This is a genomic window from Scytonema millei VB511283, from assembly GCF_000817735.3.
Classification (GTDB): Bacteria; Cyanobacteriota; Cyanobacteriia; order Cyanobacteriales; family Chroococcidiopsidaceae; genus Chroococcidiopsis; species Chroococcidiopsis millei_B.
This window is the reverse complement of record NZ_JTJC03000017.1, coordinates 174,293-200,769: the sequence shown is the minus strand read 5'-3', so window position 1 is coordinate 200,769 and position 26,477 is coordinate 174,293. Positions and strand designations below refer to the sequence as shown.

Genomic DNA, 26,477 nt, shown 5'->3' with positions numbered 1-26,477 from the left:
ATTTATGACTGCTATTTCCGAGTGTTTTAAGTCTTTGCGCGATCGCCAAGAGTGTGCCTTGATCCCATTTATTACAGCTGGCGATCCTGACTTAGCAACGACCGCTGAGGCACTACGGGTTTTGGATGCGGCAGGTGCAGATCTCATAGAGTTGGGCGTTCCCTACTCCGATCCACTGGCTGATGGACCTACGATTCAAGCAGCAGCTACCCGCGCTTTGCAACGGGGAACAAAGTTAGAGCAAGTATTGGAGATAGTCGCGGCTGTCAAGTCAGATTTGCGATCGCCAATTATTTTATTTACTTACTACAACCCGATTTTATACCGAGGAATCGAGTCGTTTTTTCAACAGATCTCTCAAGCAGGTGTAGCAGGATTAGTCATACCAGATTTGCCTCTAGAAGAGGCGGAATACGTGTTGCAGGTGGCTACTCAATACGGTGTAGAAGTCATACTATTAGTAGCTCCTACCAGCTCGGCAGAACGAATTGAGGCGATCGCACAGCATTCCCAAGGATTTATTTATTTGGTGAGCGTGACTGGCGTTACTGGGATCAGAACTGGATTAGAAGCACGAGTGCAGGACTTATTACACCAAATTCGGCAGATGAGCAATAAGCCAATAGGAATTGGCTTCGGCATTTCTCAGCCAGAACACGCAGCACAAGTAAAACAGTGGGGTGCAGATGCAGTCATTGTGGGTAGTGCCATAGTGAAGCGTCTAGCTGAAGGGACACCAGAGCAAGGACTCGCCGCGATCGCCGAATTCTGCCGCAGTCTCAAAGCTGTTATTGCTAACAAATAATTTTGCCACCTGCTCCCTACTCCCTGCTCCCTTACCCCTGATAAAGAACGAATTTGAACTTACCAGGCAAACTGATTGTATTTGAAGGTGTTGAAGGTAGTGGCAAGACAACACAAATTCAAGCCACACAATCCTGGCTGCGGGAAATTTTAAGCTCTACGACTCCTAAGCGAGATGTCATCGTAACGAGGGAACCAGGGGGGACTCAATTAGGGGCAAAACTGCGCTCTTTGCTGCTGGAATCTAGAGATGAAGCACCCATATTCAGCACGACTGAATTGTTATTGTACGCCGCCGATCGCGCCCAGCATGTAGAAGAAACGCTCAAGGTCGCGATCGCCTCTGGCACGATTATCCTGTGCGATCGCTACACTGATTCCACAATTGCTTATCAAGGTTACGGTCGCGGTTTAGATTTAAATTTAATCCATCAACTCAATGCGATCGCCACTGCGGGACTGGAAAGCGACTTAACAATTTGGTTAGATCTCGATGTAAAAGTCGGTTTAGCGAGAACTAAAGGACGGGGAAGCAACGACCGCATCGAACAAGAGGCGATCGCTTTTCATCGTCGCGTTCAACAGGGATATTCAGAATTAGCTCGACAAGATCCACACCGCATTGTACGAGTTGATGCTAGCTTGAGTGAAAGCGAAGTTCGTCAACAGATTCAGACGATTTTGCGCCAACACTTAGCCGAAATACTGCGATGATGAACTCAAAACGGAGACACGGGCAAGATCGTGCTGTTGTCATAGGAGGGAGCATTGCTGGTATGCTGGCTGCACGGGTACTAGCAGATGATTTCGCGACTGTCGCGATCGTCGATACAGATATGCTACCCAGCCAGCCTCAACCTAGAAAAGGCGTACCCCAATCAGTACAACCTCACGTTTTGTTTGCCAAAGGGTACAGAATATTAGAAGAACTTTTTCCGGGAATCGGTGCTGAACTCTCTACTGCTGATGCACTATCAATTGATTGGTTGCGGGAGTTTCATCACTTTACCTACGGTGACTGGAGTGCCAACACGACATCTGCCTCAGAAATTATTTCCTGCACTTGCAGCCGTCCCCTGCTAGAGTGGGCAATTAGACGGCGAATTTTAGAAATACCCAATATTGAAATTATTGCCAAACATCGCGCAACGGGTTTGGTGCTTGATTCTCATGGCGATCGCGTTACAGGTATTCGCTTACGTCCGGTCGGTGAAGGCACGGAAAGCGAACTAGTCGCCACATTAATTGTCGATGCTAGCGGTCGTCGTTCCCAAGCACCACAGTGGCTAGAAAGCGCGGGATTTACCCCACCACCTGAAACCGTTGTCAATCCGTTTCTCGGTTATGCAACGCGCCGCTACCGCGCTCCCGCAGGATTTGATGCAGATTGGAAGATAATGTTAATTTCTCAATCGCCACCGGATAATACAAGGCTGGGATATTTAGCCAGAATTGAGGGAGGAGAATGGATTGCTACACTAGGCGGCTACAACAAAGATTTTCCACCATTAGACGATGAAGGCTTTTTAGCATTTGCCCGCAGTCTACCCAGTCAGAGATTTTACGAGGCGATCGCATCTGCCGAGCCTGTATCGCCTACCTACGCTCATCGTGCGACTGCTAACAGATTGTATCACTACGAAAAAATCAAGCTACCGCAAGGTTTTATTGCTTTAGGCGATGCAGTCTGCGCCCTGTGTCCGATTTATGGGCAGGGGATGACAATTAGCGCTATGGGAGCGATCGCATTACGCGACTGGTTAAAGCAAGGATATGGCTCTCGTGTAAGTGTTTTAGATTTAGACGCTTCAGATTTTCAAAAACGTCTAGCTAAAACGACTGCTTTAGCTTGGACTATAGCAACGACTCAAGATTTAGGCTTTCCCAAAACAGAGCAACACCCAACTAACAATTCAAATAAATCGTCGTCAGGCAAGTTAGGCAAGTTCATGCGTTGGTATAATCGGCAGTTGATGAAAGGTACGAGTTCTAGACCAGAACTACATGCTTTAGTGTTGGAGGTAGGGCAAATGCTCAAATCGCCTCTTGCCTTCTACCATCCCAAGATCGTCTGGCAGGTGTTGACAGTTGACAGTTGACAGTTGACAGTTATCAGTTATCAGCCGACAACGATCCCGGCAGCCAACCAGCCATACAAAGTTGACAGTTGACAGTTGACAGTTATCAGTTATCAGGGAGCAGTTACTTACGACTTACGATACGACTTTTCCATGACCGCTTTTGCCCAACTTATCGGACAGCATCAAGCAGTAGAATTATTGACTCAAGCGATCGCGCAAAATCGCGTTGCTCCAGCATACCTGTTTGCGGGACCGGAGGGTGTGGGAAGGTGCATGGCAGCTAAATACTTCGTAGAACAATTATTCTGCTCTCAAATTCCAGATTCCAAGCAGCAACAAGTTCGCCAGCGCTTGCAGTTGGGCAATCACCCCGATGTTTTGTGGATCGAACCGCCGCAACCTGAAGAAAAACGCAAAGCAGCACCAGTTATCCGCATCGAACAAATTCGCCACATCGAGCAATTTCTCAGTCGTCCACCTCTGGAAGCACCTCGTGCTGTAGTCGCGCTCGAATCAGCCGAATCTATGACAGAGGCAGCGGCAAATGCGCTGTTAAAAACCCTGGAAGAGCCAGGACAGGCGACAATTGTGTTGATCGCTCCCTCTACTGCATCGTTATTACCAACGCTGGTATCGAGATGTCAGCGCATTCCTTTTTATCGTTTGGACTCTCAATCTTTAGCTCAAGTACTCCAACAAGTCGGCTACGCGCATATTTTGAGCCAACCAGCTATTTTGGCACTAGCACAGGGCAGTCCAGGGGCAGCGATCGCGGCTTGGCAAAAGCTAGAGGTAATTCCGGCTGAATTACTGGCAAAACTTCAGCAGATTCCTCCATCTTGCCATGAAGCCTTAGATCTTGCGCGTCAAATCGATCGCACTCTGGATTTAGAAACTCAGATTTGGTTGGTAGACTATCTTCAGTATTGCTATTGGCAAAAGTTTTTGGCTAGCGAGATGCAGCACTTTCCCTTGGAAAAACTGGAGACAACTAGGCGTTACTTACTCTGTTATGCCCAGCCTCGACTTGTTTGGGAAGTCACGTTACTAGGTTTGACAGATGTAGAAATGCCGCATGAAACACCTTTGTATTTATAAAATCACCCTGTAGATAGTTGCTAATTTTGCCATTGGCAAAAAAGCCCAAGGCGATCGCAATTGTTAAGAGTTACAAAAATTGCGCTCTACTTTTGCCAAGTTTATGATTAATTTGCCAACAAGTGGATCTTTTTGCCAAATTGCAATGAAAGAAAAATCTTTAGAAAGAGGTGTCGATGGTTTTCTGATTTTGCTGTTGCCGATAGCATTTGCGATCGTCATCTTCTTTACAACTTGGCCTTTACTGCTAGGGCTAGCAATCTTTAGTATTGGTTATAAAGTATGGCAGTACTATCAGTGGCAACAATGGAGTCGGCAAGTTAATCCCATTTTTTTGCAAGTCATTCAAGCTAATCAAGGTCGGATCGCACCATTAGATTTAGCAATCAAGGCAAATTTGTCTGCTGCTACAGCTAAATACTATTTAGATAGTAAAGCAGCCGAATTTGGCGCTCAGCGACAAGAATACAAAGACTTAGGGACAGTCTATTACTTTATCACCTCCAGCACTTTAGGCAGTATGCTGGACAAGAGCGAACCGCTTAAGGAGCTAGAGCCAGCAAAAGAAAAAGCTCAGAATGTTCAGCAAATTGCCTCGCAGTCAGTTAAGCAAGCCGAATCGCTTCCGTTAGAAACTGTCTCAGCTTTTTCTCCTACTCCTAATGCTCCAGAAAGCGCGACCTCCATACAATTGCCACAACCGGACGACACCGCAGCAGCTACAGAACAATCAATATCCCACAACCAAAATCAACCTTTACCCCAAACCCTGATCCAGTCAGAACTGGCTAAGCGACTGAATGTTTATTCCAGCACTGTATATAAGCGGCGAGACGATCCAGATTTCCCTGAGTGGACTCGCAGTCGCGATCCTGATGGCATTTCCTGGGGATTTTCGGCTGAAACTAAGGAGTTTTATCGAATTTAGTCATTCGTTATTGGTTATTGGTCATTTGTGCGCGCTTCGGAAGTAATTTCTTGCCTACTTCCTACTCCCTGCTCTCTTTCGTCACTGATAACTGGTCACTGATAACTGATAACTGACTTCCTCTAGCTTCGGAAATACAGTTTAAATCGTGTTTTGCCATTTTTTGCAGCAATCCCGCGAGGATGCAGTTGACTATACCGATTCCTTCGTAAATCCAGCTGGTGTAAACCTGGATCAGGCTAGCACCAGCGATAATTTTTTCCCAAGCATCTTCAGCCGTAAAAATTCCGCCGACACCAACAATTGGTAACTGTCCTTGAGTTTGTTGGTAGATAAACCGAATAATTTCTGTAGAGCGATCGCGTACGGGTAAACCGCTGATTCCTCCAGGTTCTTCGACAATCGATTTGCCAGTTTTGGCAATTATCTGCGTTTTCAATCCATCCCGGCGGATCGTGGTGTTAGTAGCAATAATTCCAGCCAATTGATAAGTTTGGGCAATTTCAAGGATATCGGCGATCGCTTCCCACTCTAAATCGGGAGCAATTTTCACTAAAATCGGTTTTTTTCCCTGATTTTCCTGTTGTAAGGCATCTAAAATTAAGCCTAACTGAGCCGCATCTTGGAGCGATCGCAACCCTGGAGTATTTGGAGATGAGACGTTTACCACGAAATAGTCACCCCAGGCTTTCAACAACCGAAAACTGTCGAGATAGTCGGCTGCGGCTGCTTCTAAGGGAGTAATTTTCGATTTTCCTAAATTAATGCCTAGTGGTATTGGTCTGAGAGTAGGAGAATTGTTATTCTCAGCTAATCGTTGCGCCATCACTGCTGCGCCATGATTATTAAAACCCATGCGATTGAGAACGGCAAAGTCTTGGGGCAATCGAAATAGGCGCGGACGAGGATTTCCTGGTTGAGGATGAAATGTCACCGTCCCCATTTCGGCAAAGCCAAAACCAAAATTCGACCAAATATGAGCCGCTACCCCATCCTTATCAAACCCAGCAGCTAATCCCAAAGGATTAGGAAAATCGATTCCCCAAAGTTGCTGTTGCAATCGCTTGTCTTGCAAACCTGTAGATTTTTGCAGTTGTGCTAAAGTCTGTTTCACGCCGGGACGAGCGCGATTTCGATCTAGCCAATCTAAAGAACGAATGACGCGATCGTGCATCCACTCAGGATCGGCTTTAATTCCATCAAATAGAAACGGTCTAATTGCAGATTTGTAAATATCCACTTTTTCAGTTATCAGTTGTCAGTTATCAGTTATCAGTTGTCAGTGGTAATGGGTAATAGGTAACGGGTAGTTGCTGGTTGACGGTTGACAGTTGACAGTGAACTGGTTACTGGTCACTGGTTACTGTCTCCAACTCCTCTCTACAGTCCAATGGCGATCGCTCGATTGATAAATCCTCACACCTGGAATTTTGGCTTGAGTGACGAGTTGTTCGACCTCATCAATTGTAAAAGCTGCGTGCAGAGAATCGCGAAATAAATCTTTCTGGCGATCGCTGTATTCCATACCAATTCCTTCAACTAACCGATCTATAGTCGCTGCATCACTTGGACGAATTAAATCTCTAATACAAATGGCTCCTTTGGGTTGCAATACTCTTTTGAGTTCTTGCAAAAAGGGCAAGGGGTTCGGTAAGTGGTGAACGAGGCTGTTAGAAATAACCAGCTCAAAATAATCGTCAGGATAAGGTAGGCGCTTAGCATCTACTATTTCCAAACTAATTCGATCTTGCAAGCCTGCGTCTTTAACGTTCTGAAAACCTAATTTCAACATATTTTCTGCCAAGTCAATCCCCCATATTTGCCAATGAGGATGCATTTGACTGAGAATAATTGGAATTCGAGCTGTACCAGTCCCCGCATCGAGAACTTTAGCTGTGTCCAACCGACATAACTCACTTGCGGTTTGAGCAAAAGCAGTGTTGACTTCTACAAAATCCATTGCATCGTATTCAACTGTTTCCTCCCAAGAGTCCATCACTTCCGGTTCTAGAATTCTTAGTAATTTGTTATTGGTCATTGGTCATTAGTCATTTGTGAAACACAATATCGAAGCACTTTTGTTAGTGCTTTCTCTAGTTTAATTTTTCTATTTTTTATCAAAAATAAAGACGCAATAAATCGCGCCTTCACTGATAACTGATAACTGACAGCTGATAACTATCAACTGTACTGCGAATACTGGTCTTGAGGATCTGATTTGAGCATTCCAAACAAGAAACCGAGAACAGCACCAAACAGAAAACCGCCTGCGTGCGCCCAATACGCAATACCGCCGCTTTCCATGCCAATATTAGTTCGAGCTTCTAAACTCGCCACACCGTAAGCAGCTTGTTGCAAAAACCAGAATCCGAGAAAATAAAAAGCAGGGATGCGGACGGCGGGAAAGAAAAATCCTAGTGGAATCAAAGTCAGAACTTCAGCCGTGGGGTAGCGGAGAATATACGCACCCATCACTCCAGCGATCGCCCCACTTGCACCCAAGGAAGGAATACCGGAAGATTGAGAAAAGAACCATTGTGCCAGCGCTGCCAATACGCCGCAGGCAAGATAAAAAATTAGATATTTGACGTGTCCTAAACGATCCTCAACGTTGTTGCCAAAAATCCAGAGAAACAACATATTGCCTCCCAAATGCAGCAATCCTCCGTGGAGGAATTGGGAGGTGACGAGGGTAATCCACTCTGGTACGGGTTGATTTACAGTAATTCCTGCAAAACTAGCTGTTAACTCTCTAGGAACGACAGCAAATAGATGAAAAAAACCATCTAATTGTTGCGGTGGCAAATCTGCCTCGTAAATAAAGGCGAGAATATTAGCTGCAACCAGTCCATAAGTGACGTAGGGAACGATCTTCGTCGGGACGTTATCGCGGATGGGAACCATGACGCTTTTTAGCCAAAATTGATGAAACTAGCCACACAGTAGCGGATTTCACCAAAAATTGCTTCTAGCCTACAGGTAGATTGTCAGTTATCAGTGGCTAGTGGCTAGTGGCTAGATAATTCCGAACTCCGAATTCCGAATTCCGAATTCTCTACGCTGCTTTTTGGGGTTGCATGTTAGCTTCTACGGCTGCGAGTTCTGCTAGTTGTGACTCAATTTGATCGCGGACGATTTGGCGATAATCGACGAAGTGTTCTAAGTGGGCGCAGTTAATGATATATGACTCAAACACGCTAGGATTATGCCGCAACATTGAAAATAATTGCTGCCAAAATTGCCAGCGCGTATTTCGCTTAATTCCCTGTCGCCAGCAGATAGTTAATATGGCGCGAATTTCAATCAATCCTGGCATCCGCAGCTTTTTCTTCAGAGGTTTCGGGTTCATGAAACGGAAGTGGCGGTAAACTCTGGCTAGGTAGCGACTGGGTTCATACAGTTCCCAAAAGCATCTGACATATTCGTGGGCAATATCTTCTACGGGACGGGTAGGAATAAAGTTGATCAGGGTTGTTTGGTGAATATTTGCTACTCCCCTGCCTTCGAGTAAACGCCCTTCTTTTTGGAGACGATGCCATAAAGCAGTATTTGGCAAGGCTTGCAGCATACTAAATAAAGCTTGAGGAATTGCAGTTGCTTCCACAAAATCGATAATGCGATCGCCTGCTCCAGGTTTTTCGCCATCAAAGCCCATAATAAAACCAGCCATCACTCTCAATCCCACTCGATTGATTTTTTGCACTGATTCAATCAGGGAATTGCGAGTATTTTGGAATTTCTGTGTTAGTTCTAAGCTATCGGTGTCTGGCGTTTCAATTCCTAGAAATACCGCGTTAAAGTTAGCCGCAATCATCAAATCTAAAAGTTCTTCATCTTGGGCTAAATCTACCGATGCTTCGGTGGAAAAGCTAAAAGGATATCCTTTTTCTGCCATCCAAGGACCAAGTTCTTTTAATAACAGCTTGACATTGCGTTTATTGCCGATGAAATTGTCATCCACCATAAATATCGATCGCCGCCAGCCCAGATCGTACAGAGTTTGCAACTCTGCTAATAGCTGCTGTGGTGTTTTGGTACGGGGTTTGCGTCCGTACAACACGATAATGTCGCAGAATTCGCACTGGAAGGGGCAACCTCGCGAAAATTGTACGGACATATCAGCGTAGGCACTTAAATCTAGCAGATCGTACCTGGGAACTGGTGTGGTCGTGACATCGGGCTTTTCACCGTTAGAGCGGATAGTACCAGAAGTCTCGCCTCTTGCTAATGCCTCTACTAGCAAGGGTAGAGTAATTTCGCCCTCATCTAATACTAAAAAGTCTGCCCCAGCTGCCTTGGCTGCTTCCGGTACGGAGGTGACGTAGGGACCACCAACGGCGACTAATTTTCCATGTCGCTTTGCTTCTCTAATGAGATGCAGCATATCTGGTTTCTGGACGATCATGCCGGAGATGATGACCAAATCTGCCCATTCCCAGTCTGCTTTTGTTTCAGATCTCACGCTACGGTCTACTAGACGAAATTCCCACTCTTGAGGCAGGATTGCGGCAACTGTAATTAGTCCTAGTGGGGGCATTGCCACTTTACGACCAATGAGTTCGATCGCTTTGTCAAAAGACCAAAATGATTTGGGAAAAAGAGGATATAGGAGTAAAACTCGCATTTAACGCCACCCCTTGCACCATAAAATGGTTGCACGATTGTTCTTATTGTCTTTAAGTTGTTCTGTTGTAAAACTGCAAATAATTAGTTTTATTTTATTTACAAGCAGGTTCTAGTTGAAATTACTTTAGCAGCCTGTGTTACTTTGTTGAACCCAGTAATACTAAAAATTACGCAAATGCAAGGTAGGGTAGTCTCCACACTGATATGAGATCCCCCTCAATCCCCCTTAGCCAGGGGGACTGAGATTTAGATCCCCCTACATCCCCCTTAGCAAGGGGGACTAAGAATTAATTCCCCCCTTTTTAAGGGGGGTAGGGGGGATCGGTTAGCTGACGCTAGCAGCAGTTTGTTCTATCAGATAGCTAGGGAGAGAACGACGCAGCCGATCGCCATATAAGTCTAGGGCATTACCTCCTAGCAATAGCCCTAAGTGTTCGCGATCGTATTCAGCGACTTCCGCCGCATCTTTAACGCAGTTTTCCAATACACCATCCCAGTGTCCGTAGTCTCCAGAGAAGCAAGTTAGGCGCTTGCCAATCTCTCCCATCGCTACGGGTAAGTAGGCGGGTGCGGGGTCGTCGGATTCAAAGGAAGTAAAGATTTGTCCCCGTTCAAAATATTCCATCGGGTCGCGATGGCGCAGGTCATAATGCTCGTAAAGACTCGCATCATCGATCTTGGTAGGATCGTGTTCGGCATTCCACAACAGATCGAAAAGATTCTTGGTCATGTTGATGATGTTAGCGCGATCGCGTCCTTTGCGCTCTTGCAGCATCAATTTTGTGACATCCATCATCGAAGGACGATAAGGATTTTTGGGATCGAAATCGCGGATGCGTTTTTCCCAATGTTCGTGGAAAGAATGGGCGAGATCGGGCAACCAGCCACAACCACCTTCTAAAAAGCCAACCCGCAAGGTGGGAAACTGTTCAAATGCCCCATCAAATACCATCCGCGCCAAAGCGTGCTGCTGTTGGTTGCGTTGGACGAAGATGTGAGTCAGGACAAAAGTTTCCATGTAGTCAGAAATTCCGCCCATCATGTAAGAACCTGGACCACCGTGAATTCCCAGTGCAATATCTAAATCTACTGCTGCTTGTAGAATTGGTCTGAAGTCAGGATGGCTGATTGGCTTACAACTGCGGATATCGGGGAAAGCTTGGGGAGCTTTCGGGTGAGGAATGGGCATATTTGGGGCGACACCAACGCCAATCATCCCTAGTTCGTTGACGCAGCGACGCATTTCGGCGACAGCCGCATCGACATCTTGTAGAGGTATGACACCAATTGGTTTGAGGCGATCGCCATAAGGACGACAATCTTCGGCAATATAGTCGTTATAAGCACGACACAGGGCGATCGCTAAGTCTTTATCTAAAATGCTAGAAAATGTCAGGTTGAACGTACCGAAAATTACGTGTACGTCTACCCCTTCCCGATCCATATCTTCGATCCGCAGGCGGTTGAATGTTGCGCCCAAAGTTGTTGTCGGGTGTAAGTTGCGAAATCCACCTTTCCCCATGCCTTGAGGCTGGGGAAACATCCGCGTTAGATCGTTTTTGCCCGTAGCGGGGTTAAAATCTACTACCCGCGCCCGCTGATCGCCCAGACTATCGATTACCATCCCCACGCGATCGCGATACTTTGGCTCTAGATAATCCCGCATGACTAAGGGATTTTCAAGCTTGTGGGCATCTGCATCAATAACTGGTAAACCTTGATACATGTTTTTTCCTCGAAATGGTTGTGAGTGAAGCAAGAAGTTGTAGGGGCGGGTTTAGCGAAAGGCTGACAGACAAAGCAATAAATCCTCAATCGAAACCCGCCCGTACAGGGGCAATGGATTTGTAGGGGCGGGTTTAGCAAAAGGTTGACAAACAGAGCAATAAGTTTTCATACAAAACCCGCCCGTACGGGAATAGTGTAGATTTAAGCGTTTTTTTCGAGATTCTTGCGATTTTTGCTTTGAAAGTAGCTCCAAAGTTGACGCAAGCCAAATAAATTCTCGAACGACCAAGAAATTGAAACGGGAATCATAATTCCGCTGCGGTACTTGACAAAAGCTGGTTTGTTCTTCTCGAATAATGCGTGTCCGCCGATCGCGAATACTTGTGTCAGTAGCAGACAAACTAGCGTCCAACGCCAATCGTAGAACAGTAATACAACCGCCGATATCGCTAGTAAGACTGTTAAATGATGTAAAAATATGTTGATCGGATTCTGATGACTTGCTATGAAATATGCTTTAGCTTCTTGGAAGTAACTCAACTTAACATTCCTCCAGGTACGCCGCACGCCAGGTTTAAAGCTGTATTGTAAAGATATTAACTATTCCTTTGCCGAGAATTTCTACTACTGTAATATTCTTCTAAGATTTCGCGGCTGGTTTAGCCAATTGCATAGGTTTTTATACTTCTACACGTCTCGTCCTTCAATGCGTTCGGGTTCTTATTTCATAATTTTGCAATTTAAAATTATGATGCATATAAGAGTTTTGCATCGCGCCTGTTTTGCCCCGTTAAGTATGACACAGAAGCAATAATTTAGCAGCGGCTACTAAAGACAAAGACTAGCAGGCGCAAACTAATCCCTTGTATTAAACCTAATTTACCTACCTTTACCAAAGCGGTATTATGACACTTCAGATATTGTCATTGGTCATTCGTCATTGGTCATTGGTTTTGACTTAAGACTTACGACTTACTAAGGTCATTGGTAGTTGGTGAGTTAGGCAAGAGTGAGAGATAAATTTTGACTTCTAACTTTTGACTTCTAACTTTTGACTTTTGACTTTTTCAAAGCTTGTATCCAATTTGGCGTAAAAACTTTTGTCGTGCTTGTACGTCCTCAGCATTTTCTACACCTTTGGGGGAAAATCCGTCTACAACACCCAAGATTCCCCGTCCTTGTTGAGTTTCTGCTAGGATGACTTCTACTGGATTTGCTGTCGCGCAGTGAATGTTACAGACTTCCTGGCATTGTTTGATTGCATTGAGGAAGTTAATCGGGTAGGCTTGTTTCATCAGAATCACGAAACTGTGTCCTGCCGCGATCGCCTGAGCGTTTTTAGTAGCTATATCTTGTAGTTCTTTGTCGTTTCCGGCAGTGCGGATTAAACAGGAACCAGAAGCCTCACAGAAAGCGATGCCAAATTTTGCTTGGGCAGAGATCCCGACGATTATCTCGTATAAGTCTTCCACAGTTTTAATGAAGTGACTGTGACCGATGATAATATTGCTACCTTCAGGAATTTCCATTGCCACAGATTTGAGTTCCATTTTTCCCTCCTCAAGATTACCCAATTGCAACCAGCTCTAAATACTTTATAATTCCAAATGGAGTGATAAATATAAGCTATCAGTTGGGAGAAATTTCATCTTGATGCAGAGTTTGAGTTTCTTGACGTGTCTCCCAAATTAAGCGATCGCCCGCTGGTAATTCTGGCATATTTTGCTGGCGTTCTATTCTGTATGTTCGAGAAATTTTACATATTTTATTAGCTCCAAATACGTTAGATGTATAAGCTACTTTGAGACGAATGTAATAGGAATCTGAATTAGAAATTTGTCGAACGATATCTTGCAGTTGTGCGGATTCGGATGGAATAAACAACCTTTGTTTGTAACCTCTGGTTTGACACCATTGAATCAAATCATCTTCTTGAGGAGGGGGAAAACCTTCTAATGGTTTGAGTCTAGCTAATTCTGCGTATTCGTAAGTAAACCATCTTTCACTATCGAAATACCAGCGATCGCTTTGAGCAACACTCACGGTAATATGAACATCGTTAGCAGAAATTTTGTCACTTTCGTTGAACAAACTACAGCTAGGAAAGATTTGATTCGACAGCCAGTTGAGTTCTGCTCTTAATTTAGGATAATTTGCCGCCGCAAACGTTCTTCTTGAGTTCCAGAAATTTCCCCAAGTAGCAACCACTGCCAAAATAGAGATACATAGAGCAATATATTCAGTAGGAAATGTTTTCGTACCCCACTTGATGGCAAACTCAATCATGGAAAAGCCAAAAGTTAAAAGTTAAAATTCAAAACGATTGAACCTATAGTTGGGCAGCTTAAATGAACAAAAGTTTGCCGAGCGATCTATCGTAAAGTAATTAACCGATCGTCTTTACTCAGATCTTCGCTAGCTGTTAATACTTCTTGTCTCGCCCAACGATCTGCTGCTACAATGTCATCTAAAGATGGGGTAGAACAGTTATCGGAAGAGTGGCGATCGCAAACGAGTTCGATACAGCGAGGAATATCTAAAAAGCGAATTTTTTCTTCTAAAAATAAGGCTACAGCTTGTTCGTTAGCGGCATTTAAAACTGCTGGCATCGAGCCACCTGCACGACCCGCGCTATATGCTAATTGCATACAAGGATATTTATCGTGGTCTGGGGCTTTAAAAGTTAAACTGCCAATTTCTACGAGATCTAATTGCTTCCAATCAGTATAAATCCTGTCTGGATATGACATGGCATATAGCAACGGTAAGCGCATATCTGCCCAGCCTAGTTGTGCTAATACCGAAGTATCTTGTAATTCAATTAAAGAATGGATAATACTTTGGGGATGGATGACAATATCGATGCGATCGTAATCTAATCCAAATAAGTAATGAGCTTCAATGACTTCCAATCCCTTATTCATCAACGTCGCTGAATCGATTGTAATTTTCCGTCCCATCGTCCAGTTAGGATGTTTTAAAGCATCGGCAACGGTGACATTTGCTAACTTTTCTACAGGTAAATCGCGGAAAGAACCCCCAGAAGCCGTAAGTAAAATTCGCCGCAAACCGCGTTCTGGTACGCCTTGAAGACACTGAAAAATAGCCGAGTGTTCCGAATCTGCGGGTAAAAGTTTAATTCCGTGTTTTTCTACTAATGGTAAGACAACGGGACCACCCGCAATCAAAGTTTCTTTATTTGCCAATGCAATATCTTTACCCGCCTCAATCGCCGCAATTGTGGGTAGCAACCCCGCACAGCCGACAATTCCCGTCACCACGCTTTCGGCATCGCCATAACGGGCAACTTCTACAATACCCTCTTCTCCTGCCAATATAATCGGCTGTGGGTCGAGATCTGCGATCGCCTCCTTCAACTCTGATAACTTATCCATATCGCAGATAGCCGCAATACTCGGTTTAAACTGCCGAATTTGCGCCGCCAGCATTTCCACGTTGCGTCCAGCCGCCAACCCGACAATCCGAAATTGGTCGGGGTGCTGTGCCACAATATCCAGAGTTTGAGTACCAATAGAACCAGTCGATCCCAGGAGAGTAATTGCTTTCACGATTGTTTCAGAATTAGCAGCAATACCACTTTATCAGTGACCAGCGACCAGTTATCAGTTGTCAGTTGTCAGTTGTCAGTTAACCGTCAACCGTCAACCGTTAACCAATTTTTGTTTACATTGTTACCAACAACTTTAATTTATATCAAGATTTGATGAATTTTTTTCAGAAAAGGGTCTATGCTCACAGATACAGGAGCAGCTAGATAAAATCTTTGCGAATTTAGGTGCGATCGCAGTTTGGGTGGGGAGTGGAGTTAACTTTGTCAAACTTCGCTCATGAGTCACTAGATTTAATTGCTCTTTAACAGCAGGAGATTTATATGACCCAAGAACATGCTGCCCGCTTTTTTAAAGCCATACATCAAGATGAGGCATTGAAGGCTAAACTCAAGGCTACAACTGAACCAGAAGCTTTCATTCAAATTGCAGCTGAGCGAGGATACAAATTCACAGTTGCCGAATTGGATGCTCAGATTGGTAAACTAACCCCTGAAGAGTTTGCTGCGGTAATCAACCCAGGAATTTCTCCCAGACGGCGCTTAATGCCTAGATAATGTCCACTTTGAGAGACGTTACACGTAACGTCTCTACTAACCGCTCTATGATACTTCTACTGGAGTTGGCGCGATCGCCTCTGGTTGCGATCGCCGAGAAATCGCCTCAATAAACCCTTTAAATAAAGGATGGGGTGTACTAGGGCGAGATTGAAACTCTGGATGAAATTGGCAGGCAATGAAAAATGGATGGCTGGGCAGTTCGATAATTTCTACCAAGCGTCCATCGGGGGAAGTGCCACTAATGACGTATCCCGACTCCAAAAATAGATTGCGGTAGGCGTTGTTGAATTCGTAGCGATGGCGATGGCGTTCGTAAATTAGGGGTTTTTGATACAGTCTGTGCGCTAGGGTATTGGGTGTGAGACTGCAAGGATATAACCCTAGCCGCATGGTTCCACCCAAATCGACGACATCTTGTTGTTCTGGCAAAAGATTTATTACGGGATATTGACAATTAGGGGCAAACTCTGCACTGTGGGCATCTTCCAAACGTGCAACATGACGCGCCCATTCAATCACAGAACATTGCATTCCCAAACACAAACCGAGGAACGGAATTTGATGTTCGCGGGCGTATTCTACAGCGGCAATTTTGCCATCTACACCGCGCACGCCGAAGCCTCCAGGGACGACGATACCATGAACGCCCTGTAGTAAAGCGTCTGCCCCTTCTATTTCTAAATCTTCCGAGTTGATCCACCGCAGGTGTAATTCGCCATTCGTGGCGATCGCTGCATGGCGCAAAGCTTCTACTACCGATAGATAAGCATCGTTTAAACGCACGTACTTACCAACAATTGCAACTTCAACTTGGTGAGTGGGGTTGGCTTGACGTTGGACTATAGTTTGCCATTGTGAGAGATCGGGTTGGCGTTGTCCGAGTTGCAGTAATTCTATGGTTTGCTGTGCCAGTCCTTCTGTTTCTAAAGTTAAAGGAACTTCGTAGATACTGCTAGCATCTTGACAGCTAATGACGCATTCAACAGATACGTCACAAAATTCAGCCATTTTTGCTTTGAGACCGTCGGGTAGGGGGCGATCGCTCCGACAGACTAAAATATCTGGTTGAATCCCGATCGATCGCAACTCCTTAACAGAATGTTGTGTCGGTTTGGTTTTCATTTCCCCCGCTGAAGGAATCCAGGGAACGAGGGTAACGTGCATGTACAATACATTTTGTCGCCCTACATCTTTGCGAAACTGGCGAATTGCTTCGAGAAATGGTAGCGATTCGATGTCTCCCACCGTACCGCCAATTTCGGTAATGACAACATCGGGATTCGTATTTTTAGCAACGCGCTGAATTCTTTCTTTAATTTCATTCGTAATATGGGGAATAACTTGTACCGTTCCCCCCATGTAATCGCCCCGCCTTTCTTTGTTAATTACCGCTTGATAAATCGAACCAGTCGTAACGCTATTGAGGCGCGACATGGAAGTATCGGTAAAGCGTTCGTAGTGTCCTAAGTCTAAATCTGTTTCCGCGCCATCTTCGGTGACAAAAACTTCCCCATGTTGAAAGGGACTCATCGTACCTGGATCGACGTTAATATAAGGGTCGAGTTTGAGAATAGAAACTGAATAATCTCGCGATTTGAGCAGCCGTCCCAAGCTTGCCGCTACAATACCCTTACCAATGCTGGAGACTACGCCACCAGTCACAAACACAAATTTAGTCATAGTAGTTTTTCTTAATCTTGGGCAACTTTCAGCCATTCACCCCGATAATTGTGACATATTATCGAGGGGCTGGGGATTAAGTCAAAAGTCAAAAGTCAAAAGTCAAAATCCCCGACTCCCGACTCCCGACTCCCTAATTCCCCTATTTTGGCGTGAAAAAACTTTTCGGATTATTCTTTCTCGGAACTATCTTTATTCTGCTGATGGTGCGTCCGGTTGGAGCAAAACAGCCACTAGCGGTAGTTTATCCCCCTGCGAACCATCAAACAGTAGCAGATCGCATCTTTTTAGTAGGAACAGCACCACCTTCGGGTAAAGTTTTGGTTAACGGTAAGCCGATAGAACGCAGTCGCGCCGGACATTTTGCCCCTAGTTTTCCCTTGCAGGTAGGAGATAATACATTTACGTTGCAATATCAAAACCAACAGGTGCAATTAAAGGTACAGCGACAGGATACAACCCCCGTACCACCTGTAGGATTGGCATTTGGTAAAGATTCCTTGACTCCTAATGTCGATATAGCCAGAATGCCAGGAGAATTAGTTTGTTTTAGCGCGATCGCTCCTCCTCAATCTGTAGTTTCCGTTCAATTGGGCAAAGATAACATTCGCCTTTTTCCCCAAATACAACAAGTACAACTGCCAGCTAACTCTGCACTTTTAACCGGACGAAATCAGCCAACTCGCCAATTAACATCTGGGCAATATCAAGGGTGTACCACTCTACCAGAATTAGGTAATTTCGTAGATGGCAATAATGCTATTTCTGGCGGTTTCACTCCTGGTTCTGGAATTCAACCACAGTTTCAACTAACATTAAACGGTCAAACTGTGACTCAACCAAGTCCAGGGAAAGTTACAATCCTCTCACCCGCGAATTTAGCAGTCGTCGAAGTCACGGCAAATGAAGGAGTAGCGCGAACTGGTGCAAGTACCGATTACTCTCGCCTCACACCTTTACCCAAGGGTACGCGGGCAGCAGTTACAGGCAAAGAAGGGGAATGGTTGCGCTTAGACTATGGCGGTTGGATTAATAGTAAGGAAACTAGAATCATACCAGGAGCGATCCCACCGCGATCGCTAATTCGGAGTGTCAGCGCCCGTCGCGTACCTGGGGCAACAGAAATCGTGTTTCCGCTACAAGTCCCCGTACCCGTGAGTATCAAGCAAGGCGATCGCAGTTTAACTTTGACTCTACATAATACTACTGCTCAAACCGACACAATCCGCTTCGACGACGACCCAATTATTTCTCGCCTCGATTGGCAGCAAGTCACACCCGATCGCTTGGAATATATTTTTAACCTCAAATCTCAACAGCAATGGGGCTATAAGTTGAGGTATGACGGTACGAGTTTGATATTGACACTGCGACATCAACCAAGGACGGGGAGACAAGTCAAAATTCAAAATTCAAAATTACAAGCTTCTGACTCCCAACTCCCGACTCCTGTACGGGCGGGTTTGGAAACCCGCCCCTACCGACTCCCGACTCCCAACTCCCCTCTTGCTGGAATCAAAATACTACTCGATCCTGGACATGGAGGGAAGGAAACTGGGGCTTTGGGACCAACGGGTTATCCTGAAAAAGATATCAATTTACTAATGTCTAAATTAGTTCGAGAACAACTAGAAAAACGCGGCGCTACGGTTTACATGACGCGGGAAAGTGATATAGATTTATCGTTACCAGATCGAGTAACCATAATCGATAAAATTGACCCTGCGATCGCAATTTCCCTACATTACAATGCTCTGCCAGATGCAGGCGATGCTATGAAAACTCAAGGATTAGCCGCCTTTTGGTATCATCCCCAAGCACACGATCTCGCCAGATTTTTACATGGTTATTTAGTTCAAAAACTGAACCGCCCTGACTACGGACTGTACTGGAACAACCTCGCTTTAACTCGTCCCGCTTCAGCCCCGACAATATTATTAGAACTAGGATTTATGATTAACCCCTACGAATTTGAATGGATTGTCAACCTGCAAGCACAACAACAACTAGCCAGCGCGATCGCCCAAGGAATCACCCACTGGTTTAGCAATATTTAGCTATATCTTTAGCATCCTTCTTTGCGCCTACTCTACGAGAACGCTCCACGTATGCGCCTTTGCGTGACAATATCTTAAATGCAATTACTAAGACTGTAACCGCGCCGAACGTGCAGCAATCCGATCTACCAACCCAGGTGCGACTAATCTTGCCCAAGGTAACACTCGTCCTTTCAGCGTCAAAATTGTTTCTCGCCGTCGTCGTTCCATACCTACCAAGATCTGACGCACGCATTCTTCTACAGACATAGTATCTTGCGTTTCGTCCCGCAGATTTTTCCCCAACGGCTTACCATCACCACCAAATGCGCGTTGACGGATATCAGTGGCGACAAATCCAGGTGAGATAACTAGAACGTCAACTCCCGTTCCCCGTAATTCAATCCTCAGCGTGTCGAAAAAGCCTTGCATGGCGTGCTTGCTGGCGACATATGCCGAGCGCGTGGGGATTCCTGTTTTACCCGAAAGCGAAGAAACCGCCACCAACAGCCCCTGACTAGCTTTCAGGTAAGGTAAGGCGTAATGGGTGCAATATACCGCACCGAGATAATTCACCCGCATAATTTGCTCGAAAATCGACAAGTCTGTAATTTCTTCAAACCGAGCGATCGCGGAAATACCAGCATTATTTACCAAAATATCAATTTGACCGAAATTTTTGACTGCCATCTCAACTAAGTGCTGACAAGCTTGCGGCTGTGTCACGTCAGTAGGGACAGCGATCGCATTTCCTCCCTTTTCTAGACAAATTTTAGCTGTTGCTGCTAAATCGGTTTGACTTCTTGCAGCCAATACTAATTTTGCCCCACGTTCGGCTAGGGCGATCGCCAGTGCTTGCCCGATGCCAGCAGAAGCACCTGTAATCAAAATCGTTTTATGAGTAAAATTCATTGCGTAGTTGATAGGGAGCAGGGAGCGCACGAGCAGTTATTAGTTTCATGTTTATGTAGGTTTCAGTCCAAGAATCCGAACGTACAAAAACTTAAATTTAAGTTTTTGACTTTTAACTTTTAACTTTTGACTGACTTAAAAGGTTAGCTGAATCTGCATCTAAAAACAATGCCGTTTCCCTTTGATCGCGCAGTACAGAAGCAGGAATTGCTGGAGAAACTACTTTTTCTAACATCTGCTGCACTGCTTTAGCTTTATGCTTTCCCGGTGCAAAACAAAATATTTTTTGTGCTAAACAAATTGCTGGAATTGTCAGCGTAAAAGCATATTGTGGTACGACTTCAATATTGGTAAAATAGCCTTGGTTAACTTGTTGCTGACGGGTAGACAATTCTAATTTTACGAGTTTTATGTAGTGAGGATCTTGAAAATCTGCTACTGATGGTTCGTTAAATGCTAAGTGTCCGTTGCCTCCTAATCCCAAACAACATAGGTCGATAGGCTGTGACAATAATAACTTAGTGTAGCGATCGCATTCTGCTAGCGGTTGTACGGTATCGCCTTCAATATAGTGAAATGCTGCTGGATTGACTTTCTGTTCGACTCGTTCGCGTAAGTAACGTCGAAAACTTGCCGGATGGTTAGCATTAATTCCTAAGTATTCATCGAGATGGAAAAAGACAATTCGCGACCAGTCTATCTCACCTAAATTTACCAATTTTGAGAGAAAATCAATTTGAGAATTGCCAGTTGCTAATATTACCGTAGCAGTATCTTGCTGCGTCAGTAAGTTTTGTAAATAGCGTTGCGCGATCTTAGCTGCGTCTGTGGTAAGTTCATCAGTGCGATCGTACAAACGTACTGTCAGCGCATCTACTGGAAAAATTTTAGCGAGTGTGTCGGTTTGGAAGTTGTGAGGAAGAGAAGACATTTAAACAGCCTTACAAGCGTACCGCCACTCTATATATAGCAGGGAGCAGGGAGCAAGGAGTAGGAAGCAGACGATTTTTCAAGTTCGTTCGCTACTATACGAATTGACTGATAGCTCAAACTTAATTTGTTTGTGTCGAAATAGTGCTGCTTGACAAATTGCTAGAGGCGCAGTTTCACCATAACCCCAAACGCCATTTGGGATAAAGCTAGCCACAAAAGGTAATCCTGGTAAAGAATGTTCCTCAACTCGAAATAACTCAAAGTGAGGTGCATCTGAATTTTCTAAATCCCAAGCCACTAATTCTAATGCAGCTCTGATGTCTGTAGAATAGGGACGTACGAATAGATTGAATTTTTCTGCTATTAAACTGTCTAGCTCTGCTAAAGAGTCAACTTTAATTGTTTCCAAATCTTCAGGTTGTAATTCTGTTAGTTCAAATGTTTCTTCCATATTATTTACTACTAGCTTTAGTTTGGTATAATTTGATATAGCGAATACGAGCAAGACTTATTGATAGGAGAATGTAGAGGATCGATTGCTAAAAATCAATCCCCCTACAGAGAGACTTTGCTGTAGAGATTTTGTGAAAAAAGCTTGGAATGTAGAGACGCTATGCGTACGCCTCTACAAATGTCTACATCAAACTTATATTTCTGCTACTGCTCTTTCAATTAACCGTCGCGCTAAGGTTTGGGTTCCTGTATGTTCGTAATAATTAGTTGAAACATCCAGAAAAGCAGCAAGATAGTCTAACTTATCGTCAGCAACTTCGATAAAACCTTGTAGGTTGCTGACAACTTTTTGCGGCGTTAATCCACGAGAAACGACTAAATCGTTCATCCACCCCGTGACAGAGTTAAAACTTTCGCCGATAAAGTTCAACTTACTGGCGGAGTTACTCCCTGGAATATCGCTATTGATATTTTGGAAGGTAGAGTTTTTCTCTAATTCCTGGGGACTCGTTTTATCTAAAGTTGCTAAAGCCTTTTGAATAAAATCAGGACCAAAAGGAATCAAGCCATCGACGCAAACTAAAGCCACCATGCGCATCAAAGATTCGCCGCTGTAATCAGCCAGGGAATTGACGAAATCACCAATACTATCGCCAGGGATACCGTTAATTTGACAAAAAGCGAGCAACTCGACGACTAATTTTAAAGTTAAGTCGATAGTTTGGGCTTTATCAGCTTTAGGAGTGACTTTATTTAAGAAACCTAAAAGCGGAATTTTTTCCCCAACTTTATTTGCTAAAGCTGCTGCACCTAGAGCTTTATCAGTACTATCTACAGTTTGATATAACCACATCGCTCTTTGATATCCTTGAGAGCGATCGTTGTAAAGATAGATTGCCCGTTCGCCAACTTGTTGAATAATACTTTCGTCAATCTCGCCTGTAACGGTACGAATTGTATTTTCAAAGCCAACTAAATTATTCCACTGCCCCGGAATCACAAAATCAAGCGATCGCAGCATGGAAACAGTCATATTGTTAGTAGATAGTCCGTCTACCAACTCAATAATTGATTTGCTCATATTAAACTCCTTGATTAGTCATTTGTCATTTGTCATTTGTCATTGGCGATCGCTGAATGACTAATTTATTGCAATTTTGAGAGTCCATTGAGGTTGAATTTTTTTAACCAAGCTTCGCGATCGCTAGCTGTAAAAGATGGATCGCGAGATAATACTTTAACTTGATAGCGATCGCCCACTAATACTGCTGTTTGTGTCGTGCCAACTTCTACAGCAGGATAACCGTTAATTTGTTTTGTACTTGTCTTAAATTTTGCTGCGGCAGTGGGCAAGCTCTTGGTATCGGAAATAGACAGCATTGCCAGATCTTTACCATCTTTCTTCAATTTTGCCTCAGCAAAACCTTTTTTCTCTTGAGTATAAACCCGTTGAAATTCACCGCTAGCGGCTGGGAAAAATCGATTGAACTCGCTGCCCTGAGTCGCCTCTTTTGCTACTGCTTGACCGCTTTTTTGCTGATTGCTGACCTGTTGTGCTTGGTCAAACCGCCCTGGAGTTTTTGTAGCCGTACATGCCGTAGTAAATAGTAACAATGACAGCATTAACGCCACTAAAATTTTACGCCCTTGACGAAAAAACATAACGCCTCCTGCTCGATTCCTTACACTTATCATTTATTCTGGCGATCGCTTGGTTTAGTTTCGGAAGATTTTAGATGCGCTGAGCAATGACAGCATAAAACGGATCTTTCGCACCGACACCTAGCCACTGGATGAAATTATTAGTGCCGGACTGATGGGCAATAAGTTCGGGTTCGGAGAATCCTGGTACAGCTCGAAAATACTGTTTGACTAATTCTACCCGACTCGATTCCGTCCCATCGCGCCAAGCCTGAATTGCTTTTTGGTAAAACATGCGGTTGGAAAAGCTGATGATGACAATTCCGCTCGGTTTCAGAATCCGATGAATCTCGTTAAACACTGCTTCTGGATACTGCAAGTACTGGATTGAAACAGTATTCAAAACTGCGTCGAAATCTTGGTCTAGTAGCGGAAATTTAGGATTCTCATTCAGATTTTGCACGAAATAATGATGCAACCGAGGATTGCGGGCTAGTTCCTCCTCATTCATCCCGTGTCCCTCTACATGAGCAAATTCCATCTCCTCTGGGAGGTGAGATACCCAGCTACTCATCATGTCAAAAATCCGAGTCTGGGGTTTGAGGCGTTCCCTGTAGAGCTGAGTTAGCTGTTGAATGAAATTATCATCCACATGGGTGACAAATCGCGGAAAAGAATAGAACTGCTGGTCATTGGTATCGTCTAACTTGATCCGGTCGTGAGGGCGCAAAATCATAATTCGAGTGTTTCAATACCTCTACTCTTCTCAGTTTAGAAAAAATTACAAAGTGTAAAGTCATCCTCCCGCTCGAACAAGTCGTAGCTAGTAATATATTCACAATCGTTTTTTCTTCACTTACGACTTACGACTTACGACTTACGACTTAACGAATCGGGTTATGGACGGTAACTAGTTTTGTCCCATCAGGAAATGTTGCTTCTACCTGGACTTCATTTAACATCTCCGGTACTCCCTCCATGACTTCATCTCGCATCAGGAGAGTTGCGCCAAAACTCATCAATTCGGCGACAGTACGCCCTTCTCGCGCCCCTTCCAGAATAGCAGCAGAAATGTACGCCACTGCTTCTGGATAGTTGAGTTTTAGTCCTCTAGTTTTACGGCGTTCTGCTACCAAAGCAGCGGTAAAGATGAGTAGTTTATCCTTTTCCTGTGGCGTAAGTTGCATTGAGTGTCCTTTTTATTGTTGCCAAACTCTAGGTAAACAGCTAGACCTGTCTAATAATGATAAGCGCAGTAACTGCCACACAGATGTAAACCAGTGTCGTACTTCGATCGAACTAGAGCCACGGTAGCGACACAATAATCCCTGTGGGAGACGGGTGACTCCGTGGTTGGTAGTTGGTAGTTGGTAGTTGGTAGTTGGTAGTTGAGTGGCTAGTGACTGGTGGCTAGAAATGCTCCCTCTGCTCCCCTGCTTTCCTGCTCTCCTGCTCTCTTTTCCGACTCCCGATTCCCGACTCCCGACTCCCGAACCTTGTCCCCATAATTCTCTCGCTTGCACCACTAATTCTGGTGAGACTTCGCATCCGATCCAAGTGAGGCTGGCGACGATGGAATGTCTCGCTAAATCGTGGGGACTGTTGAGAACCGCCTCTTCTCCTGGCAACCATTGCCGATCGATCCACAAAGGTTGTCCTTGTTGCCAGACTTCGGTGTGCGATCGCCATTCTCCTTGTAAAAATCTTTCTCCTCTAGCACTGCGCCCAAATCTGGTAATTTCCCAGCCCAACCAGCTAGCACCTGGGGCTAATTCCACGCGCAAGTCTTGGCGATAATTTGCCTCGTTAAAGACGATTGTTTCTTGAGGCAACCACTCCAAACAAGCACCTGCATCGATCTGCATCTCGACTGTTTGTCTAGCTGGTAAACCGTTGCTGCGATAAATTTTAGTCGCGGCTGTTGTGGTGACTAAAGCTTGCGATCGCGGTTGGAGTTGCAGGTTAATTGAAAGGCGATCGCCCCCCACAATTCCCCCCGCTGTATGTAATATTGCTGTGTGACAAATTTCTCCTTCTGGGTAAAACGGACGCTGCACTTTTAACGGTGCTTGAACGCGATCGCGTATCGGTTGTGTCTTACCGTTGCGCAGAGCATACACGATATCTAAATTGCCATGCCAGCTAGAAGGAATATTTTTTTCTTGATGCACGGAATTTTGGTAGTTGGTAGTTGGTAGTTGGTAATTGGTAGTTGGTAGTTGGTAGTTGGTAGTGAACATCTAGCCACTAGCCACTAGCCACCAGCCACTGATTTAAAAGGCGTATACTTTCCTCCCAGTGCTTCTACAATCGTTTGCGTATTTGCTGCCATCATTTTGATATAAGAATCTCCATTACTACCAGCAGCGCCGATCGAGTCAGAGTAGAGTTGGCGCGGTGCTAATTTGACTCCTGCTTCCTGAGCAACAGTAGTAATTAAAGCAGGATTAATTGTGGTTTCGGCAAAAATCGCGGGAACTCCAGCTTTTTTCACGGCTTCGACTAATTTTTGGACAGTTTGGGCGCTGGGTTGTTCTTCCGTACTGATCCCAATTAAAGTCCCGGCGATCGCAATTCCGTAGGCGCGACCGAAATATTGAAATGCATCGTGAGTCGTAACTAATTTTCGTCGTTCTGCGGGAATGGTTTGAATTTGCTGAGTCATCCAAGTATCTAATTCCTGCAACTGGGCGATCAGTTTTGCGGCATTTTGAGTAAATTTCTCTTTATCTTCTGGTGACAATTCAATCAAAGCGTCGCGAATTCTGTTCACCATTTGAATTGAATTTTCCACATCGCCCCAAACATGAGGATCGGGGACGATTTCCCCTTTGCCTTTATCTAGCTGTAAAGGTTTCACAACTTCCCCCACAGCTAATTTACGCCCTTTCAACCCTGCCGCATTCATCAGCTTAATTAGTCCTGGCTCCAAATTGTAGCCGTTATACAAAATTAAGTCCGCATCTTCCAATGCCTGACTATCGGCTGGGACTGGTTCGTAAACGTGGGGATCGTCCCCTGGCTGCAAAATTCCCCGCAGTTGAATTTCTTCTCCTCCTACCCGTTCTGCCAAATCGTTAATGATGGTGCTAGTTGCTACCACTTGCGGCTTCTCCATCTCTGGAGAGGTGCGGCTTGCATCTGGTTGGCTACAACTAGATAGAAGGGCAAGAGGCAAAAGGAGAAGTCGTAAGTCGTAAGTCGTAAGTCGTAAGTCATTTTTCTCCCTCAGCTTTCTCAGCTCCCTCAGCTCTCTTACCTCCCTGCTCCCTGCTCCCTGCTCCCTGCTCTCTACTCTATTACGCCCGCTTATCTTCAACATTATTTCCTTTTATAGATGTTTTCATATTCTTTTCATTTTTACAGTATGCTCAAAGTAGACAAAAAAAGTTAGTGTTATGAAAACTTTTCATTTGAAACTCCAGCCC

The 26,477-nt window shown here is 44.7% G+C and carries 26 protein-coding genes; 7 read left to right on the top strand and 19 right to left on the bottom strand.

Going from position 1 to position 26,477, the window contains the following annotated elements:
- Positions 1–4: 4 nt before the first annotated feature.
- From trpA to QH73_RS26490, 5 genes are all read left to right on the top strand, one after another.
- Positions 5–805, top strand: a complete 801-nt coding sequence (gene trpA / locus QH73_RS26510) for a tryptophan synthase subunit alpha (protein WP_039713729.1) — start codon at positions 5–7, stop codon at positions 803–805.
- Between the two features lie 53 nt (positions 806–858).
- Positions 859–1,518: a dTMP kinase gene (gene tmk / locus QH73_RS26505; RefSeq protein ID WP_039713730.1), complete on the top strand. Its 660-nt coding sequence runs from the start codon at positions 859–861 to the stop codon at positions 1,516–1,518.
- Positions 1,515–2,903 carry an FAD-dependent oxidoreductase gene (locus tag QH73_RS26500; RefSeq protein WP_236147187.1) on the top strand — a complete coding sequence of 463 codons (1,389 nt, stop codon included), beginning with the start codon at positions 1,515–1,517 and terminating at the stop codon, positions 2,901–2,903. Before tmk ends, QH73_RS26500 begins: the two co-directional genes overlap by 4 nt.
- A 132-nt stretch (positions 2,904–3,035) precedes the next feature.
- On the top strand, positions 3,036–3,983 hold the full coding sequence (gene holB, locus QH73_RS26495) for a DNA polymerase III subunit delta' (RefSeq protein ID WP_039713731.1): 948 nt from the start codon (positions 3,036–3,038) through the stop codon (positions 3,981–3,983).
- A 145-nt stretch (positions 3,984–4,128) separates the two neighbouring features.
- Positions 4,129–4,911, top strand: a complete 783-nt coding sequence (locus QH73_RS26490) for a hypothetical protein (RefSeq protein ID WP_039714558.1) — start codon at positions 4,129–4,131, stop codon at positions 4,909–4,911.
- A gap of 61 nt (positions 4,912–4,972) precedes the next feature.
- On the opposite strand, the gene QH73_RS26485 is transcribed toward QH73_RS26490, so the two are convergent.
- The 9 genes from QH73_RS26485 to dxr all read right to left on the bottom strand — a co-directional run bounded on the left by QH73_RS26485 (position 4,973) and on the right by dxr (position 14,834).
- A complete protein-coding gene (locus QH73_RS26485) occupies positions 4,973–6,151 on the bottom strand; it encodes a quinone-dependent dihydroorotate dehydrogenase (RefSeq protein WP_052289786.1) in 1,179 nt (392 codons plus the stop codon).
- 120 nt (positions 6,152–6,271) lie between these two features.
- Positions 6,272–6,949, bottom strand: coding sequence for a class I SAM-dependent methyltransferase (locus tag QH73_RS26480; protein ID WP_039713732.1), 678 nt, complete (start codon positions 6,947–6,949; stop codon positions 6,272–6,274).
- A gap of 143 nt (positions 6,950–7,092) precedes the next feature.
- Positions 7,093–7,815, bottom strand: coding sequence for a rhomboid family intramembrane serine protease (locus QH73_RS26475; RefSeq protein WP_039713733.1), 723 nt, complete (start codon positions 7,813–7,815; stop codon positions 7,093–7,095).
- A gap of 151 nt (positions 7,816–7,966) precedes the next feature.
- Positions 7,967–9,535 carry a B12-binding domain-containing radical SAM protein gene (locus QH73_RS26470; RefSeq protein ID WP_039713734.1) on the bottom strand — a complete coding sequence of 523 codons (1,569 nt, stop codon included), beginning with the start codon at positions 9,533–9,535 and terminating at the stop codon, positions 7,967–7,969.
- Between the two features lie 327 nt (positions 9,536–9,862).
- Positions 9,863–11,263 (bottom strand): amidohydrolase family protein, encoded by a 1,401-nt coding sequence (locus QH73_RS26465; protein WP_039713735.1) that lies wholly within the window; start codon positions 11,261–11,263, stop codon positions 9,863–9,865.
- Positions 11,264–11,466: 203 nt separating this feature from the next.
- A complete protein-coding gene (locus tag QH73_RS26460; protein ID WP_039713736.1) occupies positions 11,467–11,805 on the bottom strand; it encodes a DUF962 domain-containing protein in 339 nt (112 codons plus the stop codon).
- A 527-nt stretch (positions 11,806–12,332) separates the two neighbouring features.
- On the bottom strand, positions 12,333–12,815 hold the full coding sequence (locus QH73_RS26455; protein ID WP_039713737.1) for an adenosine-specific kinase: 483 nt from the start codon (positions 12,813–12,815) through the stop codon (positions 12,333–12,335).
- A 79-nt stretch (positions 12,816–12,894) separates the two neighbouring features.
- Entirely contained in the window at positions 12,895–13,551 is a 657-nt protein-coding gene (locus tag QH73_RS26450; RefSeq protein WP_039713738.1) for a hypothetical protein, read from the bottom strand.
- A gap of 86 nt (positions 13,552–13,637) precedes the next feature.
- Positions 13,638–14,834 carry a 1-deoxy-D-xylulose-5-phosphate reductoisomerase gene (gene dxr, locus QH73_RS26445; RefSeq protein ID WP_039713739.1) on the bottom strand — a complete coding sequence of 399 codons (1,197 nt, stop codon included), beginning with the start codon at positions 14,832–14,834 and terminating at the stop codon, positions 13,638–13,640.
- Between the two features lie 323 nt (positions 14,835–15,157).
- On the opposite strand from dxr, the gene QH73_RS26440 reads away from it, so the two are divergent.
- Positions 15,158–15,391, top strand: coding sequence for a Nif11-like leader peptide family natural product precursor (locus QH73_RS26440; protein ID WP_039713740.1), 234 nt, complete (start codon positions 15,158–15,160; stop codon positions 15,389–15,391).
- Between the two features lie 45 nt (positions 15,392–15,436).
- Here QH73_RS26440 and pyrG read toward each other — a convergent pair whose 3' ends face one another.
- Entirely contained in the window at positions 15,437–17,074 is a 1,638-nt protein-coding gene (gene pyrG, locus QH73_RS26435; RefSeq protein ID WP_039713741.1) for a CTP synthase, read from the bottom strand.
- Positions 17,075–17,277: 203 nt separating this feature from the next.
- Here pyrG and QH73_RS26430 point away from each other — a divergent pair, with 203 nt between their 5' ends.
- Positions 17,278–19,131 (top strand): N-acetylmuramoyl-L-alanine amidase, encoded by a 1,854-nt coding sequence (locus tag QH73_RS26430; RefSeq protein WP_132867324.1) that lies wholly within the window; start codon positions 17,278–17,280, stop codon positions 19,129–19,131.
- Positions 19,132–19,218: 87 nt separating this feature from the next.
- Here the strand turns inward: QH73_RS26430 and QH73_RS26425 are convergent, their stop codons facing one another.
- From QH73_RS26425 to QH73_RS26385, 9 genes are all read right to left on the bottom strand, one after another.
- Positions 19,219–20,022 (bottom strand): SDR family oxidoreductase, encoded by an 804-nt coding sequence (locus QH73_RS26425; protein ID WP_039713743.1) that lies wholly within the window; start codon positions 20,020–20,022, stop codon positions 19,219–19,221.
- A gap of 112 nt (positions 20,023–20,134) precedes the next feature.
- A complete protein-coding gene (locus QH73_RS26420; protein WP_052289787.1) occupies positions 20,135–20,953 on the bottom strand; it encodes a glucosamine-6-phosphate deaminase in 819 nt (272 codons plus the stop codon).
- 78 nt (positions 20,954–21,031) lie between these two features.
- Positions 21,032–21,406: a hypothetical protein gene (locus tag QH73_RS26415; RefSeq protein ID WP_052289788.1), complete on the bottom strand. Its 375-nt coding sequence runs from the start codon at positions 21,404–21,406 to the stop codon at positions 21,032–21,034.
- Positions 21,407–21,601: 195 nt separating this feature from the next.
- Complete coding sequence (locus QH73_RS26410) at positions 21,602–22,489, bottom strand: hypothetical protein (RefSeq protein WP_039713744.1); 888 nt, start codon at positions 22,487–22,489, stop codon at positions 21,602–21,604.
- 65 nt (positions 22,490–22,554) lie between these two features.
- Positions 22,555–23,070, bottom strand: coding sequence for a hypothetical protein (locus QH73_RS26405; RefSeq protein WP_039713745.1), 516 nt, complete (start codon positions 23,068–23,070; stop codon positions 22,555–22,557).
- A 70-nt stretch (positions 23,071–23,140) separates the two neighbouring features.
- On the bottom strand, positions 23,141–23,785 hold the full coding sequence (locus tag QH73_RS26400) for a methyltransferase domain-containing protein (protein WP_039713746.1): 645 nt from the start codon (positions 23,783–23,785) through the stop codon (positions 23,141–23,143).
- A gap of 148 nt (positions 23,786–23,933) precedes the next feature.
- Positions 23,934–24,236, bottom strand: a complete 303-nt coding sequence (ureA, locus tag QH73_RS26395) for an urease subunit gamma (RefSeq protein ID WP_039713747.1) — start codon at positions 24,234–24,236, stop codon at positions 23,934–23,936.
- 12 nt (positions 24,237–24,248) lie between these two features.
- On the bottom strand, positions 24,249–25,289 hold the full coding sequence (locus tag QH73_RS26390; protein ID WP_201278358.1) for an urease accessory protein UreD: 1,041 nt from the start codon (positions 25,287–25,289) through the stop codon (positions 24,249–24,251).
- Positions 25,290–25,303: 14 nt separating this feature from the next.
- Positions 25,304–26,371 carry a metal ABC transporter substrate-binding protein gene (locus QH73_RS26385; protein WP_132867262.1) on the bottom strand — a complete coding sequence of 356 codons (1,068 nt, stop codon included), beginning with the start codon at positions 26,369–26,371 and terminating at the stop codon, positions 25,304–25,306.
- Between the last annotated feature and the right edge of the window lie 106 nt (positions 26,372–26,477).